A 21,991-nucleotide genomic window follows, 5' to 3' on the forward strand; every position below is an offset into this window, starting at 1 on the left:
CCCTCCTCGTATGCGCCGAGCACCCGACGACCACCCGATCGGGACGACCGTTCGATCACCAAGTCCCAGGAGCGGTACGACAACGGCTACTGAGTTTCTCAACGCCCTCGGCGCTGACACACCGCTCCCCTAACGATGCACCATCGCCGTCGGGCGAAGCACTCGCCGCAGTCGCCGACGGTGTGGGGGACGCTGAGAGCCAGGGATCCAGGAAGGCGGCATCACGAGGGCCAGGGCGGATGTGACAGCCATCACGGCAAGGTGCAGCTCACGCGGTTGGAGCGGCGCCCATCGCCCACCAGTTGTGCTCAAGCCACGTACCGAACAGGCAGCCTCACGGGCTGGTCAGAGGAGAGAGCTTCGGTGACGCTCCAAGACCCGTCAGCAGACTGATCCTGGGCACGGCCTTTCCGGCGCACAGACGTCCCCGGCGTTCTTCGGTGAGCGCTTCAATGGTCGTGTCTGCCCACTGCGTTTTGGCGGTGGCCATGATGAGACCGGACGCGCCGACAGCTGCGCACCCCTCCATGAGCTTGCTGGCCTCGTTTCGCCGCTGGCCAGGGCTCCTGCCGAGAGAGTCGTTGCTCTTGGCCTCCCCCAGCCACAGTTCCTCCGTGGTGGCAAGAGCGAAGTCCATCTCGACGAATCGCTTGTCGTCCTTGAGGAGTTCGAACTCCTCACATACCAAACCTCCTCGCGCCCAGTACTGGTTACGCAGATACTGCGTGGCCAGCAGTGGCACGTCTCCATCGTTCGTGACGAGCTCCAGCACGGCCGGGTGCAGGTCGTAGAACCAGCGGGGCTCGTCTGCGGCTGGCTTCCAACGGTTCTTGGCGAGCTGGTTGTCCCCTCCGCAGCGCCTGCAGCGGTAGCTCTGACTGATCTCGGCGAGGGGATAGAACTCCAGAATGGGGCAGTGATCGCAGCCAAGGATCAGCCCGCGCCGCAGCACACCTTGTGACGTCCACTGGTCGATCTGCTCTCTGCGAGCGGCCAGTTCCCAGCTGCTGTCGTCATGCGCTTCGATGGCCTCCCAGGACAGCACGACCGCAGACTTCAGCTTCCACCAACTGCCTTCCGGGCAGCCGGTGTTCGGGGCGTCGGAGGTGAAGCGGTGCAGGAGCGGCCAACCGGGGCTGGCGGCCAGTGCCTCCAAAGCGGCACGGGACCCAAGGAGCCGCTCGGTGATGGCAGCACGTCTGCCGGCAGGGCTGGGCAGAATGGTGATGTCGTTCGCTGCGGCGGCGACCTGCAGGATGCGTTTGATGCCGGGCCAGGCCAGTTTGGGAGACGCCAGCGAGCCAGCCAGCGAAGCCCCGCTCGGTACGAAGTCGTAGCGGTGCGACCAGTAGGTGATGCCTCCGTCGGCTGCGCGGACGAAAGTCTCCCATGGGCTTTGGCCTGTTGCCGTGACGGTGGACGAGTCCAAAACGACGAGAGGCGGGACCGGGTGGTTGGCGGCGGTGAGAGTGACCTGCCAGCGGTGCTCATTCGGGTTGAGGCCGCGTGGGACCTCCGCAGCGAGAGACAGCGATGTCTGGAGTGAGCCGTCCGATTCCACGGTCGCGGGAAGAGAACGCGGTTGGTCCCAGGCGTTCTTCAAGACCACCATGAACGGATGGGCCAGGTCGATGTTGCCGGGCTCAACCACGTCGAATGAGCGCTTCTCCTCGTCAGGATCAACGGACCTGACAGGCCGCCTGTCCCACCGCGTGTTGATGCGTTGCTGCGTCTCCTCCAAGCTCAACGACGCGCTCGTCACCAGCAGCCGCTCCGATGCGCTGCCGGGAAACAACCACATGTCGCTGAGGCCTGCTTCTGTCCAGGGGATCCAGGTCACCGCGCCTCGGATCTGCCGGAGGGTCTCGGCCAGTGCGAAGTCTTCGGGCCGGTTTCCCAGGACGGCAATGCGCTCCCGGTGCTGGAAGGCTCTCGTGATCGGGACGCACAGCGCTGCCTCGTGTGACCGGGCCGCGTGGGCTCCATCGGCTTCATCTGGGTGCAGTTGCGACAACAGTGCCGACTCGGCGCCGCGGAGAGCTGCCTCCCGCCACTGCTCAGCTGGAATATCTCCGCTGGCGTCGGATGCCTCGATGCCGACATGCATCGCGTAGGCCAGAGCCTCCGGGGTGGTCACGAGAGTCGCCGGAACACCCATGACAGGGGTCGTGGCCACCGCAGCCAGCGGCGTCAGTTCACGTGCGTTGTCGTAGTCAAACAGATGGCTGCACTGGACGTGGTCATCCCGTCGGTTCGCGCCCAGGCGTGAACGAAGGCTGTCGGCAGCCGCCTCAGCCTCGTGCACGACTGTTCCGTTCCACGGTTCCTTGCGCAGCATCTCCTTGAACTGTGCTGCGATGGAATTGTCAGAGATGTTCTTCTCGGCCAGCAGCCGGTCGATAGTGCCGGGGTACAGGGCGTCGAACGTGGTCCACGACGGACCGTAGGCAACCACGTGATCGGGGTGCAGGCGTGCCAAGCACCGGTCTACTGCGGGATGTCCGACCGCGCTGGACGGCACCACCACACTTCCACTGCAGCCCCACACCCTCGACAGCCGGGCAAGGCCCGCCGCCGTCCACCGAACCCAGCGCTCATCGTCGTGTGGCACCACCACAACGATCCGAGGCGGCCTGGCCGCATAGGACAGCGGAAGGAAGACGAAGGGCTGTTCAGGCACCCGCCCAGTTTGACATCTCGCAGGCATGGGCTGACATCCGACGGGCCTGATCAAAGCTGTACGCATGGCCGGAGGGCGTCATCAGCGGGCGCAGATAGCGGCACATTCGTGGGGCACGGATGACGGCCGTCGCGGCGTACGCACGGTAAGTGATCTTGGGATGGATCATCCGTACACGCTCACCGACCGGACCCGTCAAGTGCCGGTAGCCGCCCCGCATATGGGTCCGGCCCCACCCCCGGACCCTCCCCCACCACCGCCCTCTCATAGAGGTTCTCAGTCTAGATGCAGCAGTCTTATCCAACCTGCAAGACCGCAGGTCAAACAGCCCGTCGTGTCTCTAGAACCCGTCGCGATGTATGTGCGGTACCGCAAGTCAACGACAGACGGTCACAGCAACATCAATGAGACCTCACACTCGGCTGCCTCTACCACTGCCTGCACGCACGCACGCTCTACGACCCCGAGCGCGCCTTCGGGTTTTCCCTCGCGCTCGCCGCATAGCGGCCTGGTCGACCTGCATGACGAACCGGGCCACGTCGTTGGCGAGCATAGGGTTCAGCAGACCCACGGCCCAGGGAGGTCTTCACGAATGGCTTCGAGATCAGCAGTCGTACGCCCACGCGCGTGGATCCAGGACTGGTCCTGGAGGCCGTCCCTGCGCACCAGTTGGCCAGGAGCCGCGTACCAGCGCACCGGCGAGTCGTCCTTGCTCGCCCACATGGGATGGTCAGGCAGGTCGACACGCGCATAGCGAGCGTGGAGGCTCGGCAACAGCGCATCCGGGAGCTCGCAGGCGTCGTAGCAACTGTCCGCGCCGAAAAGTGACTCGCTCAGAACGAGTTCCACCCAGGCCAGGGACATCCGATCGAGGAAGGGAATCCACCCCTCGCGCGACTCCACCACCACCGGCGGATCCTCCTGCTCGATCTCATCCAGCGAAATCCCCCAGAATGCGCAGTCCTGGTTCTCACGGCGGAAGACCAGAACACCGTTCAAGGCGTCGTGGACGTAGAGCCCAGTCGGCCGGACCAGAGGGTCCTGCTGTCGAGTCAGGTCATCCCGCCGACCGAAGAGCGCAAAGCCCTCACGCAGGGCCGTCGGGAGCTCGAAGCCCAGATCGGCTTCCGCAGCCGCCAACTCATCCTCGATACAGCCGTCCTCTGACCGCAGAGGGCAACCCATCCATGCGTCGGCGAACCAGCCCACGAAGCCCCGGGCCTGGAAGCGAGTCTGCACCCCGCCTCGCAGCACCGTCGACACATCAGAACCATCCAGCATGCCGAGGACGTTACCGCCTCCCTCGGCCACCTGATCGCGAGGGGAGGCACGAGTGGCCCGCCCCAACTTGACCTACCAACGACATGAGATGCCTCGTCCACGCCGGTCAGCCGGCGCTGCCGCTTGCGGACGATCTGCGGCTCGAAGGTGCCGGCGGTGTCGCGGGGCACCTTCACCTCGACCGGGCCGACGTCGGCCAGTACCGTCTTGGCCCGGGTGCCGTTCCGGCTGTTGCCGCTGTTCCTGCCGACCGCGTCGTGCTTGTCATAGCCGACGTGATCGGTGATCTCGCCTTCCAGGGCGGACTCCAGTACCCGCTTCGTCAGCTGCTGCAGCAGCCCGCCCTCCCCGGTCAGCTGCAGCCCCTCCGACCGGGCACGCTCCACCAGCATCGCGACGAACTGCTCGTCGGACACGGGCACAGGCTGCCCCAACTGGGCACTCTCGACAGGCTCCACGGTCTCCAACTCCACGGCGGTATCACTCACTTGACGTCTCTCCCATGATCGTCAGATCCGACACCGACAGCCAGCGGACAGATCAAGGTGCGGTCCAGCAGCTCCCGCCAACAGGTCCGCACCCACCTCTCCATGACCGAGTTCATTCTCGGCATCCGGACTCCCGTCAGCACGACCTCGATCCCCGCGTCGGCTAGAACGGGGTCGAACAGGGCGGAGAGCCTGCCGTCCCGGTTGCTGTGCTCGATTGATCTCCCAGACGGTGGGGGCGGCCACCTTCACGCCTGAGATCAGCAGCTCACCGTGGACGCGCCTGTACCCCCCACCCGGGAACTTCCCTTGCCAGGCGCAGGACGAGGGAGACGGTCGGTGGCCGACTCGAACATGGCCGCCTGCACGAACAGCAGCCACCGACGCGAGTGATCAAGTGCGAGACGACGTTCGAAGCCCCAGGTCAAAGATCAAATCAGGCGTCCGCGAGGAGGGGGTCGTACGGGGTGCCCGTGCGGCGGGCGGACATGAAGGAGAGGAAGTCACTCACGAAGGCGCTCCGGCCGTAGATTCCGTCGGTGGTCGTGAGGTCGCGGCGGAAGGCAGTGCGGAAGAGAGTCCGGTACTCGTCGGCGTCGATGGCCCCGCTGCCGTCCTTGTCGGTGGCGTCGAAGAGCACCTCGGCGACGCGGATGAGCGCGGGTCCGGCGAGGGAGGGGGCGGCGGCGGCGTACTCGTCGGCGCTGACGCGGCCGTCGCCGTCCGTGTCGAGGGCGGCCTGGAGTTCGCGCCACCAGGCAGCGAAGGCCTCGTAGAGCCGGGTCTCCTCGGGTTCGTCCAGGTCGAGGCGGGTGGAGAGTTCGCGGGCCATGGCGGCGAGGTCAGGCCAGTCGAGGTGGCCGTCGCCGGTCTGGTCCAGCACCTGGCGGAAAAACTCCTCCGCTGAACGTCGGCCCTCCCCCGTGCCCGCCCCGGATGCCGGGTCCGGATCGGTGTCACCGCCCAGCGGGGTCAGTAGGCGGAGCAGGGCGGATGCCCGCCTCATGCGGCCGCGCAGGGCGGCCACGGTCCGGGAGCGGGGGTCGTCGCTCCCGGGCGAGAGCGAGAGGAGTTCGATGACGCTTTCGGCGTTGAGCCAGCCCTCGGGCAGGAAGCGGGCCAGTCCGGCGGCGAGGTAGGCGCCCTGCATGAGGGTCTGGGCGCCGGGCATCTCCGGCAGGCCGGCCCGGCGCCGGTACGGCCCGGGGAGCGAGGCGACGGTGATCGCGCCGAGGAGAGGTCCGGCGACGGCCCGGCCTGCCGCCCACAGCGTCGGGGCGCCGTCGAGCAGCGGCGGGGCTGGCAGGTGGTCGAAGAGCCGGTAGAGGATGACGCGGGCCGCCTCGGTGTACTCCAACTCGTTCTCGACGACCCGGTCGAAGTACTGCCAGAAATCGTGGAGGTTTTCGGGGAGTTCTCCGGCGTCACCGTCGAGGGCTGCTAGGAACGCGCGGTACTCGGCGTACATACGCTCCATCGTGTCCTGGTCGAGCGGCTGGCCGCTCAGCCGGCACATGGTGACGGCGCTCTCGAAGAGGGTGGCGACCACCCAGGCGCGGGTCGCGCGGTCCATCGCGTCATAGGCCCGCCCTCGGGAGTCGGAGCCGCTCATGCGGGCGTGCAGCCGGTTGAGCCGGCCGGCCTCCCGCTCACGTACCGCAGGGTCGGCGTCGAACATGCGCCGCATGCTGAGGAAGGTGTTGCGGAGCCGGCGCCAGGGGTGGGCGACAAAGGCGGAGTTGTCGACGAGGGCGGCGCCGATCTGCGGGTGGGCCGCCTCCAGCACGGTCGCGCGGACCATGGCGAGCGCCCAGCGCGGGTCGTCGAAGAACGCGTGGAACTGCGAATCCGGCCCGAACAGGGGCGTTCCGTCGGCCGGTCGCGTGGTGTCCGTGCGGGTCGCGCCGGTCGTTGCGGTCGTCATCGCGGGTCTCCGTTCGTCTGGGGCGGTAGGCCGCCGAAGCGGCGGTCGCGGCGCCGGTAGGTGTGCAGGCAGGCGAGGAAATCGGGGGCCCGGAAGTCCGGCCAGAGCACCTCGGGGAAGACCCACTCGGCGTAGGCGACTTTCCAGAGCATGAAGTTGGAGATGCGCTGCTCGCCGGAGGTACGGATGACGAGGTCGACGTCCGGGGTGTCGGGGAACGGCAGGTGCTCCGCGAAGAGCCGCTCGGTCACCTCGTCCGCGGGCGTTCCGCTGCGGATCAGCGACCGGGTGGCCTCGACGATGTCCCGGCGGCCGCCGTGGTCGAAGGCCACGGTCAGCGTCATCCCCCGGTTGTCGCCGGTCAGCGTCGTCAGGTCGTCGAAGTCCCGGGCCAGTTCGCGGGGGATGCGCGGGTCGGCGGCCCCGAGGAAGCGGCAGCGGATGCCGCGGGCGAGCAGCAGCAACGCGTGCTTCCGTACGACCCGGCGGACCAGGCGCATCAGGTAGTCGACCTCAGCGCCGGGCCGGTTCCAGTTCTCGGTGGAGAAGGCGTACAGGCTGAGCCACTCGACGCCGGCGGACCGGGCCGCCTCGATGATGTCGATGACGGTGTTCTCGGCGGCCCGGTGGCCCGCAGCGCGCGGCAGTGAACGCCGCTCCGCCCACCGGCCGTTGCCGTCCATCACGCACGCCACGTGCCGGGGCACCGCAGGCGGCGCCCCGTCGCCCTGCCGTTGCCTGCCCGGCCCGTCGCTCCGCCGTTCACGGCCCGGCCGGTCCTCCGTCGCCGCGCGTCCGCTCGGGACGCCGTGGTCCGTCATGCCCGGTCCCCCCCCGGAGCGGCACGACCGGTCGTGCCGCGCTCGGTCACGCCCACCCCGCCTCGCCGCCCCCGCCTCGCCCGCGCCCCCACCGGCGCCTCGCCTGCCGGGATTCTGGCAGCGCAAAGAGGCCCGTACAGCCGATACGGGGCGCCGTCACCCTTGGCTCGTACGTCCGAGTCTTTTCACGCCGGTGTCGGCAGCGTCCCCCCGGCGACCGCGGTCGACGATCTCGTACGCCTCTGCCCGCCGCCCACCGTGAACAGGGCGCGGAACGAACGCGCCCTCGGCGTGGCTCCCCCGGGGACAACAAACGGCTCGCCGAGACGTACGGTGCCGGGGTCTTCGACGAGACCGTCCGGCTGCTCGCCCCCGACGCGGACCGCGCCGACTGCGCTGGGCGGAGCCGGGTGGGCGGGTGGTGCCGTGGGCCTTCGAGGAGCGGCCGCTGCGCGGCTGCGGGCCGGGTACGCGCTGACGGTCCGTGCGAACGCGGACCGGGCGCGTCAGCCGCTTCCACCGCACGCGGCACATCGACGTGCGGCACCGGGCAGGATTCGACAGGCCCTGGGGTGTTCTGGTTCGTCTGGAACTGGGCGCTCGTCGAGTGGGGGGCGGGACCCGTCGGCCGGTGGGCACGCCCGGCGGTCCGTTCGAGGCCCTGCCGCCGTCGGCGACGCTCGGTCATGACCGCGCCGAGGTCGCCGCATTGTGCGGACACGGCCGTGATTTGAGGCGCGTTCAACCAGCATTGCCTCAGACCAAGACGGTGATAGTGACGCGCGTCGGGCCGCCGGCCGGACTGTCGACGTCGAGCTGACCGTCGAGGATCGCCAGCCGTTGGACGATGCCGTGCAGGCCGCGGCCGGGTGCGACAACGGCGCCGCCGACGCCGTTGTCGCCCACCTCGACCCGCAGCACCTGCGGGTCGGTCACGTAGGTCACGGATGCCGTGGTCGCCTGGCCGTGTTTGACCGTGTTGGCCAGGCATTCGGCGATGGCGAAGTACCCGGCCGTCTGGACCGCCACAGGGATGTCCGGCGGCGGGTCGCCGGTGATGGTGACCGGCAGCGGCAGGTCGAGCGCGAGTGCCCGGACCGCGTCGGCAAGGCCGCGGTCGGCGAGTACCGGCGGCTGGATGCTGTGCATGACGGTACGGAGGTCCTCCAGCGCGCTGCCGGCGGTGGAACGGGCCTCGCCGAGCATCTCCGCCGCGGCGTCCGGGTCGCGGTGGATCAGGTCCTGAGCCATGCCGAGGGTCAGGCCGAGCGACACCAGGCGGGCCTGCGCACCGTCATGCAGGTCGCGTTCGACCCGCTTCAGCTCGGCCGCCTGGCTCTCCACCGCACCGCGGCGGGTACGGGTGAGCATGTCCACCCGTGCGACCAAGGCCCACTCCCGGTCGTCGGGGTGGCGGCTCACCAGGAACGCGTGTGTGCCCCACACCATGGACAGTGCCAGAAAGGTAAAGATGGGCCAGAACAGTCCGCCACCGGAGAGCGCCCAGATCGCCACGTCGTCCGTGGCGCAGCGCGCAGAGGGCGCCGTCCAGCGCGAGCCAGCGCCGCCGACCCGGTGGCACGCCCAACACCCACCGCAGAAGCTGGTCCGCGGCGAGCACGGTGGCCAGGCCGAACCAGACCCACCGCGGCCAGAAGTCTCCGCCACCGGTGCCGGCCCAGAGCAGCCCGGCCGCGGCGGACACCACCGCGGCCAGGCCGATCCGGACTCTTGCAGGCCAGCGCCATGGGGGGACGCTCATGACCGGCCGTAGGTCAAGCGGCGCAACAGGCGCTCGGCCGGCCCCCGGTACCGCCGCCTCTCCATGGCCCGTGCGGCCAGCACCGACACCGTCCACACCACGATCGCGGCCATGACCGCGCGGTACGTGGAGCCCCCCAGGTCCAAGGCGAACGGGGCGAAGACGATGGTCCAGGCCACCGACTGGAACAGGTACCCGCTCAGCGATCGCCGGCCCAACGCGGCGACCGCGCCAACGATCTTCGGCCGGCGCGGGCCGGTGGAGAACTGCTGCGCCAGCAACCCGAACAGGGCGACGTAGCCAGGACCACCGAACTTGCCACTGACCGCGTGGAGATAGGCCATGGCATCGAGAGTACCGGGGTCGACCTGGAGCGCACCGGCGGCCACCAGCACGTACGGCAGGGCGCCGAGCACGGTGACGGCCAGGCAGCCCACCGTGGTGCGGCGCAGCAGGACCTGGTGTGTCTCCGGGGCTTCCAGAATGCGGCGGCGCGCTGCCCACATGCCGAGCCAGACGATGAAGATGAACGGCACCACTGTCGCGGTGTGCACGGGCCATTCCGCAAGCCGATCCAGAATGCCCTGCCCGTAAGAGGCTGCCGCCAACGACGGGTTGGGGGTGTTGGTGAGGACCGCGTGACCGCTCTCGGCGTTGACGACCAGCATGGCGGCGAGGACGAGGGTGAAGCCGAGCAAGAGCGCCCACAGCCACATGACGAGGCGGTGGACCCGGTCGCCGCGGCGAAGGAGGACAAGGGTGGCGATGATCCCGACGATGCCGTACGCGCCGAGAAAGTCACCGAAATACAACAACGTGGCGTGGATGGCACCGAACACGATGAGGCACGCGTTACGGCGCAACAGGATGCGTCGCGGATCGGCGCCGGCCGCGGCAGCCCGGCGGGCCAGTTGCACCAGCCCGTAGCCGAACATCACCGCGAACACCGGGTACGCCCGGCTGTCCACAAACGTGATCATGAAGAAGTTGACCATTCGCTGCAGGCCGTGTGGCGTACCGTCGATGCCGGGCTGGCCCGCGAAGGCGAAGTTCGCCGCGTTGGCCAGCGCGATGAACAGCAGCATCGCGCCGCGGGCAAGGTCGGGGGCGAGTGCCCGTTGGGAACGAAGCACCGGCCCCGCGGTGGGAGTCGCGACGCTGGGGCATCTGTTGGTGTGTTTCATGAGCCCAGGCTGGTCCGCGAGCGCGCGGAAGTCCCTGGGCCTGGACTGTGTCTTCGGTGGTGGGCCTAGACCCCCCATCCGTCGAGGTACGCCAGCACGGCGAGGACCCGGCGGTTGTCGTCCTCCGAGGGCGGCTGCCCCAGCTTGGCGAAGATGTTGTTGGTGTGCTTGCCGACCGCCTTCTCGGTGATCGCCAGGGCGGTCGCGATGGCCGCGTTCGACCGGCCCTGCGCCATGTGCGCGAGCACCTCCCGCTCACGCGGGGTCAGTCGGTCCAGCGGCAGCGCCCGCCGCCGACTGTCCAGCAGCCTCGCCACCACCATCGGGTCGAGGGCGGTGCCGCCGGCGGCGACCCGGTGTACCGCCTCGACGAACTCCCCGACGTCCGACACCCGGTCCTTGAGCAGGTAGCCGATGCCGCCCCGGCCATCCGCGAGCAGCTCTCGGGCGTAGAGCCGCTCGACGTACTGCGACAGCACCAGGATGGGGAGTCCGTCGATCTCCTCCCGGGCGCTCAGCGCGGCCCTGATCCCCTCATCGGTGCGGGTCGGCGGCAGCCGGACGTCCACCACGGCCACGTCCGGGCGCTGCTCCGACAGGGCGCGCACCAGATCCGGCCCGCTGTCCACCGCGGCGACCACGTCGAAGCCGTGCGCGGTCAGCAGCCGGATCAGACCGTCGCGCAGCAGCGTCAAGTCCTCGGCGGCAACAACCCTCATGGCGTCCCATTTTGCACTTCCTCGGCCGACGGGATGACCACATCCTTGAGAATCCAGTGATCGCTGAACGGTGGTGTGGTCAGGGTCGTCGGCTGCTCTGACACACGCGGCGACCGGGCTCGCCTGCCTCCAGGACGCGTGGCGCCGGCTGCTGCGGACGGGCGACGCCAGTACCGTCGGCACGGCCGTCGCGGACGGGCCGTTTCCTGACGCGGTGGCTCGGCGCGCCGAGGGCCGCACCGGCTTCGCCGTCGCCGGCGGGGCGCAAGTCGGGTTGGGAGCGAGTACAGGAGTTGCGATCGCGATTGACGCTCCTTACGGGGCGCACTTTCGATCAGGCATCACACAAGCCGCTGGTCGAAGCGTGGACGGCTCCCGCCCTGTGACGGCGTCGCGAATGCCAAGTCGTTTCATCTTCCACCAACATTCAACTCCTGATCCCTGTGAGCAGCATGGGCAATCCCTATGGTCCTTGAGGCTCTTGAAGGAAGGGACCCATGGAACAACTTCCCGCAGTCCGGGCTCGCGCCGTCACGAAGAGTTTCGGTGATGTCGTCGCCCTCGACGACATCGACCTCGAGGTGACGCAGGGGCAGATCCACGGCCTGGTCGGACCGAACGGCGCCGGGAAGACCACCCTGCTCGGCCTCCTGCTGGGGCTCTCGGGCGTCGACAGCGGTCGCCTCGAGGTCCTGGGGACACTGGTCGGGCGGGCACTCGAAGCTCCCGACGGTGTCGCCGGCTTCGTGGACGGTCCCGCGCTCTATCCCTCGCTCACCCCGCGGCAGAACCTCGCCGCGCTGGCCGCACTTCGCGGCCACGACGCGCGCACGGCGGGAATCGACGACGTACTCGCCGAGGTCGGCCTCACCGGTGTCGCCGACGACCGCACCCGCGGCTTCTCCCTCGGCATGCGGCAGCGGCTCGGACTCGCCGCCGCCCTGCTGTTCAAGCCCCGGCTGCTCGTGCTCGACGAACCCACCAACGGCCTCGATCCGGCGGGCAAGAAGCACGTGCACGGGGTCCTCAACCGGCTCACGGCCGACGGGACCGCCGTCGTGCTCTCGAGCCACAACATGGATGACCTGGAGACGCTGTGCTCCGACGTGACCATCCTCGTCACCGGACGCGTCGTCTTCACCGGCCCGCTGAGCAAGCTGGCCACCGACAACCGTGAACTCGACTACCGGCTGCTCACCTCCGACCCGCAGGCCGCCCGCCGGGTGGCCGACGAGGCGCGCGGGGTCCGGGTCGTCGACGGCGGCGGGATACGGCAGAACGCCGAACTGCTCGTCGTCCGCGCCCTGGTGCCCGCCCTGGACGACCTCGTGGTGCGACTCGTGGAGGAGGGCGTCGCGCTGCGCGAGCTCACTCCCGTGGTGTCGCCACTCGAAGCCGCGTTTCTCGCCCTCACCGAGCAGCAGGAGGCCGGCCGATGACCGCGACCCTCACACAGAGCCCGGAACAGGAACACGAGCCGGCGGCCCGGGGCCGTCGCGTCCCCGTCACCCGCGCCTGTGGCTTCGAACTCGTCAAGCTCATCTCCCAGTGGCGGATCCGCCTGCTGGTCCTCGCCTGCTGGATCGTTCCCGCACTCTTCGTCGCCGGCGTGAGCCAGCAGGCCACGCTCCCCGTGGACACCCTCTTCGGGCGCTGGATGCACGTCTCCGGGTGGGCCGGGCCGCTGGTGATGCTCGGTTTCGCGGGGACCTGGGCGCTCCCGCTGCTGACCTCGGTCGTGGCCGGTGACGTGTTCGCCTCCGAGGACCGTCTCGGTACCTGGCGCCAACTGCTCGTGGCGGTCCGCTCGCCTCGGCGGATCTTCGTGGCGAAGGTGGTCGCCAGCCTCACCGTCCTGCTGCTGCTCGTGGCCGGGCTCGCGGTCTCCAGCACGGTCGGCGGCCTCCTCACGGTCGGCGACCAGCCGCTGGTCGGCCTCGACGGCCACCTCCTGGCACCGTCGGACGCCGCCGTTCAGGTCCTGCTCTCCTGGATCTGCGTCCTCGCTCCGACCCTGGCGCTCGCCGCACTCGGCTTCCTCGGATCGGTCACCCTGGGACGGTCCCCGATGGGGCTGCTGGTGCCCGTACTCGTCTCGCTCGCGATGGCCGTCGCCCAGATGCTGCCGATCCCCGTGGCCGTCCGCGTCGCCCTGCCCAGCTACGCCTTCATCTCCTGGAACGGACTGTTCACCAGCCCGCAGCAACTCGGCCCGCTGCTGATCGGCATCGTCGTCAGCCTCGCTTGGGCCGTGGTCGCGACGGCACTGGCCTATGTGCTCTTCGTACGGCGCGAATTCACCAACCCGACCCATGACGGTTCGGGCCGCCGCGCCATCACCGTCGGAGTCCTGCCGCTCGTCGGGGTGGCCGCCGGATCGTTCGCGGTCGTCGCCGCGACGACCTCGGCGACGGGCTCCGGGATCGAGCAGGACAAGGTGCAGCGCTCGGTCGCCACGGCGTTCGCGCACCTGTACCGCATGCAGACCGACCAACTCAACCGACCCGCCGTCACCGAGGCCCAGTTGAAGACCACGGCGGCCTGCAACAAGGGGAGCACCAGGGTCGCGGCGCAAGGCCCGGGCAACGACTGGCGCTGCGTCGTGACCTGGCATCTTCCCGGCGTCGAGGCCACTGGACAGGCCATCTACCAACTCGACGTCACTCCGGACGGGCGGTTCATGGCCGATGGCGATGGACCGAAGGAAGTGAACGGCTACTTCCTGGTGCGGACCCCCGAAGGAGACGCGCCGAACCCGCTGTGGCAGTTCGACGGCAACGTCGAGCTGCTCGACACCACCCCGAAGGGATAACACTCAATGCAGGTAACTCGCCGCCGCAAGCTCGTCGAGGAATCTCGGTTCAACCTCCTCGGCAGACGCATCGGGCGCAGGATACCGCTGTTGACGGCAGGCACCACCGCTGTCGCCCTCGTGGCCGCCGGCACGGCGTTCGCGCAGACCCACCAGTTCGGCACGTCCCAGGTCGGTCAGGTCACTGCCGACGGCCAGGTCGTCTCCGGCAACCAGTACATCGCCCCGTACGGCGACCGTCTTGTCATCAACCAGGGCAAGATCATGTCGTCCTCGGTCAGCCCGGACGGCACGCACATGGCCGCCTCGGTCACCGACGGTGGCGCGGCCCTGGCCATCGTGGACCTGAAGAACTGGAAGACGCAGCAGCTCGTCAGCAACGCCGCGTCGTCCAACCCCCGCATCAGCAGCAACAACGTGGGCCAGGAAGGCCCGACGTACTCGCCCGACGGCAAGCAGCTGTGGCTGGGCCAGCCGGACGGCTACACCGTGTTCAGCGTGAACCCGGACGGCAGCGTCTCCAGCCCGAGGACCGTCGCCATCCCGGCGCAGGGGTCCAAGAAAGCCCTGGTGGGCGAGGCGGTGTTCTCGGCCGACGGAAAGACCGTGTACTCCGCGGTCAACGGCCAGAACCGGGTCGTCGCCATCGACGCGGCGACCGGGACCATCATGCGGAGCTGGGCCGTGGGCAACGCCCCGCGTGACATGATCATCGTCGGCAACAAGCTCTACGTCAGCAACGAGGGTGGCCGCCCAGCCAAGCCCGGCGAGCCCACCATCAACTCGTACGGCACGCAGGTACTCGCCGACCAGAAGACCGCTGCCACCACCACCGGCACGGTCAGCGTCATCGACCTGGCGAACCAGGACGCCGCCGTCGCGAACATCGACGTCGGTCTGCATCCGACCGCCGTGTACGCCAAGAACGGGGCGCTGTTCGTCACCAACACCGCGACCAACGACGTCTCGGTCATCGACACGGCGAAGGACAAGGTCGTCCAGACCATCGCCACCCGGCCGTGGGCCGAAGCCTCGGTGGGTTACGAGCCCGACGCGGTGACCCTCACCGACGACGGTCACCTGCTGGTGACCCTCGGCCGTGCCAACGCGGTCGCCGTCTACCGGTACACCTCCGCGCAGGAGCCGGTGAGCTACGTCGGCCTGCTCCCGACGGACTACTTCCCCTCGGAGATCACCACCGTCGGCAACCAGGTCTACGTCTCCAACACCCGTGGTATCGACGCCCGTCGCAACGCCAGCGGTCACGGCACCCACGACACGACGTCGAGCGTGCAGAAGTTCACGCTGCCCGACGACGGGGTGATCAAGTCCTACACCGGCAAGGTCTTCAAGCAGAACGGCTGGAACGGCGAGTCGCTCAAGAAGTCCAACGGCTCCCCGGCCCGGCCGGTGCCGGTCCCGGTCAAGCTCGGCGACCCCTCGACGATCAAGCACGTGTTCCTGATCGTCAAGGAGAACCGCACCTACGACCAGGTCTTCGGTGACATGCCGCAGGGCAACGGCGACCCGTCGCTGACGCAGTACGGCGAGAACGTCACGCCGAACCAGCACGCCCTGGCCCGCCAGTTCGGCCTGTTCGACAACACGTACGACATCGGCACGAATTCCGCCGAGGGCCACAACTGGCTGATGCAGTCCGACAACCCGGAGTACACCGAGTCCTCCGCGGGTGAGTACGCCCGTAGCTACGACACCGAGGACGACGCCCTCGGCCACCAGCGGACCGGCTTCATCTGGACCGGAGCGCAGGACGCCGGCAAGTCCGTGCGAAACTTCGGCGAGTTCCAGCAGTTCCTGACCAAGCCGGCGGACGCGAGCTGGCAGAACCTGTACTGCGACAGCAAGAACATGGCGGCGACCGGTCAGGACACCGCCTACCTGCTGAACTCGACCTCGCCGATCCCGTCGCTCAACGACGTGTCGGTGCACGGCTTCCCGAAGTTCGACACCAGCGTCCCGGACGTCTACCGCGCCGAGATCTGGAAGAAGGACTTCGAGAAGAACGGTCCGGCGAACCTGAACATGTTCTGGCTCTCCAGCGACCACACCGGTGGCCCGGTGAGCGGTGCCGCCCAGGTCGCGGACAACGACCTCGCCGTCGGCGAGATCGTTGACGAGATCTCGCACAGCAAGTACTGGAAGGACTCGGCGATCTTCGTCGTCGAGGACGACTCCCAGGCCGGCCTCGACCACGTCGACGGCCACCGCGCCCCGGTCCAGATCATCAGCCCCTGGGCCAAGCACGGAGTGGTGGACAGCCACTACTACTCGCAGATCAACATGATGCGGACCATCGAGCAGATCCTCGGGATCCAGCCGATGAACCAGAAGGACACCGCGGCCAGCCCGATGGCCTCGGCGTTCACGCAGAACCCGGACTTCACACCGTTCAAGGCGCTGCCCAACCGGGTCTCGCTGACCGACGGTGCGAAGACCGCGCCGTCCTGTGGTCTGGACACCCCCGCGGAGCAGAACCCGCAGGCGGCGGCCGTGCCGGCTGCCTCGGTGCCGGCGGACATGAAGAACGTCGCCGCCGAGTGGAACCAGTGGAAGTCGAAGCAGCGGCTGACCGGTCCCCAGGCCGTGCCGGACTACGCTCCCCCCGCGCAGATGAACCACTTCGCCTGGTACGAGTCACACAACTGGACGAAGCCGTACCCGGGTGAGAAGAAGATCTACGTTCCTCAGGACGTGCCGGGTGCCTACATCCCGTCGGCCGAGAACGACGGCTGACTGCAGCAGGCCGGTCCGCACAGCCTGACCGTCGTCACAGGGCCCCTGGCCGGCATCCGCCGGTCAGGGGCCGGCTGCGCTTTCCACAGGGGCGCGGACGGCTCGCGGGTGCCGGCTGGTGCGGGGGCCCGGATTCGCGTTTCGGGCGCGGACGTGCCCATCGAAGAAGGCCTCTTGGCCCGACGGGCGCGTCCCTTCCGGCCGTCACCCTGCCCCCCTGCGGGTGTGGCGGCGTAGGCCGGCGAAAGGCTTGTGACCAGCGCGGTCCGAGCGCTCGTGGTCGGGGCCGAGCCGGATTTCCCGTCCTTGCCAGCGCTCCCGCAGCCAGCGGTCGTGGCTGGCCAGCACGACCGCGCCGGGGCCGGTGCCCAGCGCCGCCTCCAACTCGTCGCACAGGTGCGGCGACAGGTGGTTGGTGGGTTCGTCGAGCAGCAGCAACTGCGGCGGTCGCGCCACCAGCAGCGCCAGCCCCAGCCTCCGGCGCTGTCCGACCGAGAGCCGGCCGACCGGCTTGTCCAGGTCCGTCTCGTGCATCAGACCCAGCGAGCACAGCGGCGCTGATTCGGCACGCTCGGCGCCCAGCGCCAGCTCATAGGTGTCCCGCACGGACCGGTCCGGCCGGTCGAAAACGGTGTCCTGGGCGAGCAGTCCCACGGCCAGCCCGCTCCGCCGCCGCACCTCGCCCTCGGCTACGAGCCGCCCGGCGAGCACGGCCAGCAGAGTCGACTTCCCGGTCCCGTTCCCACCGGTGACCAGCAGACGGTCGGTCGCCGACACCTCCGCACTCACCGGTGCGAGCCGGCCCGGCACCCGTACGTCATGCAGGGACACCAGCGGACCGTCGCCCTCCGCCGCCGGTACGGCGAGCGTCGTGCTCTCGAACCGCAGCGGCTTCGGTGGCTCGCCGACCTGGGAGCGTCCCAGCTCCTCCAGGCGGCGGGTGGCGTTACGCACGCGCCGGGAGATCTGGCTCTGTACCCGGCCGGCGCGGTGGCCATAGCCCATCTTCTCGTTGTCGCGCGGTCCCCGGTCCGCTGCGATGCGGTGCGCGGTGACCCCGGCGGAGACACGCAGCACGGCCAGTTCCTCCTGTTCCTCGGCCCAGCGTCGCTCCCAACGGTCCCGCTCGGCACGTTTCTCGGCCAGGTAGGCGCTGTAGTTGCCGCCGTAGCGGACCGGGCCGTCCAACGCGGGGTCGAGGTCGATCAGGTCCGTGCACACGGCGTCCAGAAAGGCCCGGTCGTGGCTGGCCATCACGACGACCCCGGGCAGGGTGCGCACCTGGTCCTCGACGAAGGCGGCGGCATCCTCGTCGAGATGGTTGGTCGGTTCGTCCAGCAGCAGCGCGGAGGGCCGCCGGACCAGCAGCGCGGCCAGCGCGAGCCGGCCGCGCTGCCCGCCGGACAGCGACCCCAGCGTCCGGTCGTGTGCGAAGGCTTCGAGTCCCAGGCCGTCGAGCACGAGCGCGGCATGCCGGTCGGCGTCCCATGCCTCCCGCTCCTGGGCCTGTTCGAGTCGGACGCCGTACGCGTCGAGCAGGCCGGCGTACTCGGGCGCGTCCTGCGCGGTCCGCGCGAGCTGCTCGGTGAGCCGTTCCAGCTCGGCGAGGTCCTCCCTGGCTTCCAGCAGGGCGTCGTCGAGCACGTCGGCGATCGTCGCGTCGGCGTCGTACGGCATCTCCTGCTGAAGAAAGCCCAGGTCGGGCGGGCGCGCAACGCTGCCGGCGTCGGGCTCGTCCGTCCCGGCCAGCAGTCGCAGCAGGGTCGACTTGCCGACGCCGTTCTCCCCGATCAGCCCGATGCGGTGCCCGGGCGAGGCAGTCAGGGATACACCGTCGAACAGCCGGCGGTCGCCGAGGGTGTGGACGAGGTCGTGGGCGAGCAGAGCGGGCTGAGGCATGGGGTCCGTCCAACGTGATCGGTGCTCGGCCCGCGGGGCGGCATGCCTCGGACACGGGCCAGGTCGGCACGCCGGCGACTCACACCTCAGGGGCCCCCGTCTCCTTCAGCTCGCCGTCGGCCAGCCGCAGCCACCGGTTCACGCCGATCTCGCGCAGGAACCGCTCGTCGTGGCTGACCACCACGAAGGCCCCCTGGTAGGAGTTCAGGGCACTCTCCAACTGGCCCGCGCTGACCAGGTCGAGGTTGTTCGTCGGCTCATCCAGGAGCAGCAGGTGCGGAGCCGGCTCCGCGCACAGCACACAGGCCAGGGTGGCGCGCAGCCGCTCGCCTCCGGAGAGCACCCCGACGGGCAGATGGGCGCGAGGCCCCCGGAAGAGGAAGCGGGCGAGCAGGTTCATCCGCTCGGCCTCCGACCGCTTTGGGGCGTAGTCGGCGAAGTTCTCGGCGACCGTACGGTCCAGGTCCAGCAGGTCGAGGCGCTGCGAGAGGTAGGCGATGCGGCCGTCGGCCCGCCTGATCTCACCGCTCCGTGGTGTCAGGTCGCCGCTGAGCAGACGCAGCAGCGTGCTCTTGCCGGCACCGTTGGCACCGGTCAGCGCGATGCGCTCCGGGCCACGGACGGTCAGGTCGACGCCCTGGCCGGCGAACACGTCCTTGTCGCCGAGGCGGACGAGGAGCTGCTCGCCGAGGAACAGGTTGCGTCCCGCGGGCACGTTGGTGTCCGGCAGATCCAGCGTGATGCGCTGCTCCTCGCGCAGCGCTCCCCCGGCCTCGTCCAGCCGGGCCTTCGCCTCGCTGACCCGGCCGGCGTGCATCTGGCCCGCCCGGCCCGCGGACTCCTGCGCGCCCCGCTTCATGTTGCCGGCGAAAATGCGGGGCAGGCCGGCGTTCTTCAAGTTGCGGGCCGCGTTGCTCTGCCGACGTTCAGCGCGCTCCCGGGCCTGCTGCATCTCCCGCTTCTCCCGCTTCAGCTCCTGCTCGGCGCTGCGGACGTTCTTCTCTGCGACTTCCTGCTCGGCCCGTACGGCCTCCTCGTACTCGGTGAAGTTGCCGCCGTAGAAGCGAAGTTCGCCGCGGTTGAGTTCGGCGATGCGTTCCATGCGGTCGAGCAGGGCGCGGTCGTGGCTGACCAGGAGCAGGCAGCCGTTGAAGTCCTCCACCGCGTCATAGAGCCCCCGCCGGGCATCGACGTCGAGGTTGTTGGTGGGCTCGTCGAGGAGCAGCACGTCGGGCCGCTTCAGCAACTGGGCGGCAAAACCGAGGGAGATGACCTGGCCGCCGCTGAGAGCGCTCAGGCTGCGATCCAAAGTGAGGTCGGCCAGGCCCAGGCGGTCGAGCTGGGCGCGGGTGCGTTCCTCGATGTCCCAGTCGTCGCCGATGGTGATGAAGTGCTTTTCGTCGACGTCCCCGGACTCCACGGCGTCGATGGCCTGGATGATCGCGGCGACGTCCAGCACCTCGGCGACCGTGAGGTCGCTGGTCAGGGGGAGGGTCTGCGGGAGGTAGCCAAGGGTACCGGCCACGGAGACCGACCCGGCGCCGGGCCGCAGTTCACCGGCGATGAGCTTGAGCAGCGTGCTCTTGCCAGTGCCGTTGGGCGCGACGAGGCCGGTACGGCCGGAGCCAACGGTGAAGGACAGTTCCTGGAAGACGGGAGTGTCGTCGGGCCAGGTGAAGGACAGGTTCGAGCAGACGACGGAGGCGTCGGACATAGAGGTGACCTCGTGGGGAGGGGGCAGAAAAAACACTCCTGCCCCGGCAGCAGACAGAGGGAAAGAGGGGACGACAGCGAGGCCACTTCGGCGGCGCTTCCACGCACCGGGCCGGTGGCCTGTCAGGTCCGGGTATCACCCGGAGATGTCGTCGTCCACCACCATGTCTGGGCTCCTCAACAAACGATCAACGTCTCTGCCAGTCTAACAGCCAAGCCCGGGAAGTCAGGGGGCTGGTGCCGTCCGTGAAGCCGGCTTGGTGTGATGTGTGAACTCGTGGTGATGCGCCGTTCGCCCAACTGGCGCCAATCCTGGGATCGTATCGTCGGCTGGTCCGCGGCCACTGTGAAGGAGACCGTCTTCGTCCTGGACGCCCTGGAGATGGCGATCTGGCAGCGCGACCGCGACCAACAGCCTGTTCAGGCAGGCGAGTTGATCCATCATTCGGATGCCGGGTCGCAGTACACGTCGTTCAAGCTCGCCGAGCATCTTCAGGCTGCCGGCATCGCCGCGTCCATCGGCTCGGTCGGCGACGCGTACGACAACGCCCTCATGGAATCCACGATCGGCCTGTACAAAACCGAGCTGATCAAGCCCCGACGGTCCTGGAAGACGCTCTCCCAGGTCGAGCTGGCCACCGCGGAGTGGGTCGACTGGTACAACCACCAGCGGCTCCACGGTGAGATAGGCCACGTCCCGCCCGTCGAATACGAAGCCAACTACTACACCGAACGCGCGAAACCCCAGGTCACAACCACAGTCTGAGATCTCTATGGAACCCGGGGCGGTTCACTTGAAGTAGCACCGGCAGTCGCCACTCGCTACGACAAGCGCAGCTACGTCTACCTCGGCACCGCCACAGCAGCAGCCCTCACCATCTGGCTGCGAACGGGATCGCTCGGGCAAGCCCTAGTTGTATTGCCCTGTTGGGGACGCGGCTGGCGGGTGGTTGGCCCTTCAGCGCGGTGTGTCCGCGGTGGTGATTGTAGGTGTGCAGCCAGGCGGGGAAGGCGTCGCGTCGTTCCTGTTCGGAGCGGTAGGGGCGGGCGTAGGCCCACTCGTCCAGCAACGTCCGGTTGAACCGTTCGACCTTGCCGTTGGTCTGCGGCCGGTAGGGCCGGGTCCGCTTGTGCACGATCCCGGCTGCCGCCAGCAGGTCGCGCCAGTCGCGTGAGCGGTAGCAGGAGCCGTTGTCGGTCAGGACCCGCTCGACGGTGATCCCGGCCTGGGCGAAGAAGGTGTGGGCCCGCTGTCAGAAGCCGGTGGCGGTCTCCTTCTTCTCGTCGGTGTGGATCTCGCTGTAGGCGAGGCGGGAGTGGTCGTCGACGGCGGTGTGCAGGTAGCTGTAGCCGGTGCCGGAGCGGGTTTTGCGGCCCGCCTGGCGGCCCAGGACCTTGTGTCCGCCGCCGTCGGGGATGTTGCCGAGCTTCTTGATGTCGACGTGCACCAGCTCGCCGGGCTTGTCGCGTTCGTAGCGGCGGATGACCCGGCCGGTGGCCCGGTCCAGGTGGGTGAGGCGGGCCAGGCCGTAGCGGGTCAGGACGCGGTGCACGGTGGAGGGCACCAGCCGCAGCAGGTGCGCGATGCGGGCCGGTCCCCAGCGGCGCAGGACGCGGACCTTGATGATCCGCCGCTCGGTGCGGGTCGGGGTCCGCCGGGGGCTGGTGTGCGGGCGGCTGGAACGGTCGGCCATGCCGGCCTCCCCGTATTGCCGGTAGCGGTCGGCCCACCGCTGGGCCGTGGCCGGTGAGACCTGGAACCGTTCCGCCGCCCGCCGCAGGGGCCAGTTGTCCTCGACGACGCAGCGGGCCAGACGCAGGCGTCCGGTCTCGGTCAGCGGTGCGTTACGGTGCGGCATGAGGGCCTTTCTGGTCGCCGGTGCAGATGTCGCAATCCACACCGAGCCAGAAGGCCCTCACCCATTTCAAGATCACACGTCAGTGACCGCTGTCA

General features: G+C 69.1%; 13 protein-coding genes and 3 pseudogenes. 4 read left to right on the top strand and 12 right to left on the bottom strand.

What is annotated here, in order from left to right:
* Positions 1–334 precede the first annotated feature (334 nt).
* The 9 genes and pseudogenes from ACIP4X_RS35460 to ACIP4X_RS35500 all read right to left on the bottom strand — a co-directional run bounded on the left by ACIP4X_RS35460 (position 335) and on the right by ACIP4X_RS35500 (position 10,859).
* Complete coding sequence (locus tag ACIP4X_RS35460; protein ID WP_401352469.1) at positions 335–2,680, bottom strand: hypothetical protein; 2,346 nt, start codon at positions 2,678–2,680, stop codon at positions 335–337.
* 558 nt (positions 2,681–3,238) lie between these two features.
* Positions 3,239–3,961, bottom strand: a complete 723-nt coding sequence (locus tag ACIP4X_RS35465) for an SMI1/KNR4 family protein (protein WP_358738244.1) — start codon at positions 3,959–3,961, stop codon at positions 3,239–3,241.
* Positions 3,962–4,053: 92 nt separating this feature from the next.
* A pseudogene (locus tag ACIP4X_RS35470) lies at positions 4,054–4,353 on the bottom strand (transposase); the annotation flags it as partial.
* A gap of 92 nt (positions 4,354–4,445) precedes the next feature.
* Positions 4,446–4,813, bottom strand: a pseudogene (locus ACIP4X_RS35475) (hypothetical protein); the annotation flags it as partial.
* A 72-nt stretch (positions 4,814–4,885) separates the two neighbouring features.
* Complete coding sequence (locus ACIP4X_RS35480; protein ID WP_401352472.1) at positions 4,886–6,373, bottom strand: oxygenase MpaB family protein; 1,488 nt, start codon at positions 6,371–6,373, stop codon at positions 4,886–4,888.
* Positions 6,370–7,056 (bottom strand): polyprenyl diphosphate synthase, encoded by a 687-nt coding sequence (uppS, locus tag ACIP4X_RS35485; RefSeq protein ID WP_358738246.1) that lies wholly within the window; start codon positions 7,054–7,056, stop codon positions 6,370–6,372. The genes ACIP4X_RS35480 and uppS overlap by 4 nt, the downstream gene beginning before the upstream one ends.
* An 894-nt stretch (positions 7,057–7,950) precedes the next feature.
* A complete protein-coding gene (locus ACIP4X_RS35490; protein ID WP_401352475.1) occupies positions 7,951–8,643 on the bottom strand; it encodes a sensor histidine kinase in 693 nt (230 codons plus the stop codon).
* Positions 8,644–8,952: 309 nt separating this feature from the next.
* Complete coding sequence (locus ACIP4X_RS35495; protein WP_401352478.1) at positions 8,953–10,140, bottom strand: DUF418 domain-containing protein; 1,188 nt, start codon at positions 10,138–10,140, stop codon at positions 8,953–8,955.
* Between the two features lie 65 nt (positions 10,141–10,205).
* Positions 10,206–10,859, bottom strand: a complete 654-nt coding sequence (locus ACIP4X_RS35500; RefSeq protein ID WP_401352481.1) for a LuxR C-terminal-related transcriptional regulator — start codon at positions 10,857–10,859, stop codon at positions 10,206–10,208.
* Positions 10,860–11,356: 497 nt separating this feature from the next.
* On the opposite strand from ACIP4X_RS35500, the gene ACIP4X_RS35505 reads away from it, so the two are divergent.
* From ACIP4X_RS35505 to ACIP4X_RS35515, 3 genes are read left to right on the top strand one after another with little or no spacing between them, the layout of a single operon-like run.
* Positions 11,357–12,298 (top strand): ABC transporter ATP-binding protein, encoded by a 942-nt coding sequence (locus tag ACIP4X_RS35505; protein WP_401352484.1) that lies wholly within the window; start codon positions 11,357–11,359, stop codon positions 12,296–12,298.
* Positions 12,295–13,671, top strand: coding sequence for an ABC transporter permease (locus ACIP4X_RS35510; RefSeq protein WP_401352486.1), 1,377 nt, complete (start codon positions 12,295–12,297; stop codon positions 13,669–13,671). Before ACIP4X_RS35505 ends, ACIP4X_RS35510 begins: the two co-directional genes overlap by 4 nt.
* Before the next feature lie 6 nt (positions 13,672–13,677).
* The gene (locus ACIP4X_RS35515) at positions 13,678–16,425 is read left to right on the top strand and encodes an alkaline phosphatase family protein (protein WP_401352488.1); all 2,748 of its coding nucleotides are present in this window, start codon (positions 13,678–13,680) and stop codon (positions 16,423–16,425) included.
* Positions 16,426–16,629: 204 nt separating this feature from the next.
* Here the strand turns inward: ACIP4X_RS35515 and ACIP4X_RS35520 are convergent, their stop codons facing one another.
* Positions 16,630–18,324: an ABC-F family ATP-binding cassette domain-containing protein gene (locus ACIP4X_RS35520; protein ID WP_358738236.1), complete on the bottom strand. Its 1,695-nt coding sequence runs from the start codon at positions 18,322–18,324 to the stop codon at positions 16,630–16,632.
* Between the two features lie 79 nt (positions 18,325–18,403).
* Positions 18,404–20,038, bottom strand: a complete 1,635-nt coding sequence (gene abc-f, locus ACIP4X_RS35525) for a ribosomal protection-like ABC-F family protein (RefSeq protein WP_358738235.1) — start codon at positions 20,036–20,038, stop codon at positions 18,404–18,406.
* Between the two features lie 264 nt (positions 20,039–20,302).
* Here abc-f and ACIP4X_RS35530 point away from each other — a divergent pair, with 264 nt between their 5' ends.
* Positions 20,303–20,803: an integrase core domain-containing protein gene (locus tag ACIP4X_RS35530; RefSeq protein ID WP_401352491.1), complete on the top strand. Its 501-nt coding sequence runs from the start codon at positions 20,303–20,305 to the stop codon at positions 20,801–20,803.
* Between the two features lie 106 nt (positions 20,804–20,909).
* Here ACIP4X_RS35530 and ACIP4X_RS35535 read toward each other — a convergent pair.
* Positions 20,910–21,896, bottom strand: a pseudogene (locus ACIP4X_RS35535) (IS481 family transposase).
* Positions 21,897–21,991: the final 95 nt, after the last annotated feature.

It is taken from the genome of Streptomyces sp. NPDC088817, from assembly GCF_044750345.1.
In the GTDB taxonomy this organism is placed as follows: Bacteria; Actinomycetota; Actinomycetes; order Streptomycetales; family Streptomycetaceae; genus Streptomyces.

Excerpts from the sequence above, each read along its gene's own strand:
- ACIP4X_RS35465 (WP_358738244.1), bottom strand. The coding sequence starts at position 3,961 with ATGCTGGATGGTTCTGATGTGTCGACGGTGCTGCGAGGCGGGGTGCAG.
- ACIP4X_RS35480 (WP_401352472.1), bottom strand. The coding sequence starts at position 6,373 with ATGACGACCGCAACGACCGGCGCGACCCGCACGGACACCACGCGACCG.
- uppS (WP_358738246.1), bottom strand. The coding sequence starts at position 7,056 with ATGGACGGCAACGGCCGGTGGGCGGAGCGGCGTTCACTGCCGCGCGCT.
- ACIP4X_RS35490 (WP_401352475.1), bottom strand. The coding sequence starts at position 8,643 with ATGGTGTGGGGCACACACGCGTTCCTGGTGAGCCGCCACCCCGACGAC.
- ACIP4X_RS35495 (WP_401352478.1), bottom strand. The coding sequence starts at position 10,140 with ATGAAACACACCAACAGATGCCCCAGCGTCGCGACTCCCACCGCGGGG.
- ACIP4X_RS35500 (WP_401352481.1), bottom strand. The coding sequence starts at position 10,859 with ATGAGGGTTGTTGCCGCCGAGGACTTGACGCTGCTGCGCGACGGTCTG.
- ACIP4X_RS35505 (WP_401352484.1), top strand. The coding sequence starts at position 11,357 with ATGGAACAACTTCCCGCAGTCCGGGCTCGCGCCGTCACGAAGAGTTTC.
- ACIP4X_RS35510 (WP_401352486.1), top strand. The coding sequence starts at position 12,295 with ATGACCGCGACCCTCACACAGAGCCCGGAACAGGAACACGAGCCGGCG.
- ACIP4X_RS35515 (WP_401352488.1), top strand. The coding sequence starts at position 13,678 with ATGCAGGTAACTCGCCGCCGCAAGCTCGTCGAGGAATCTCGGTTCAAC.
- ACIP4X_RS35520 (WP_358738236.1), bottom strand. The coding sequence starts at position 18,324 with ATGCCTCAGCCCGCTCTGCTCGCCCACGACCTCGTCCACACCCTCGGC.
- abc-f (WP_358738235.1), bottom strand. The coding sequence starts at position 20,038 with ATGTCCGACGCCTCCGTCGTCTGCTCGAACCTGTCCTTCACCTGGCCC.
- ACIP4X_RS35530 (WP_401352491.1), top strand. The coding sequence starts at position 20,303 with ATGTGTGAACTCGTGGTGATGCGCCGTTCGCCCAACTGGCGCCAATCC.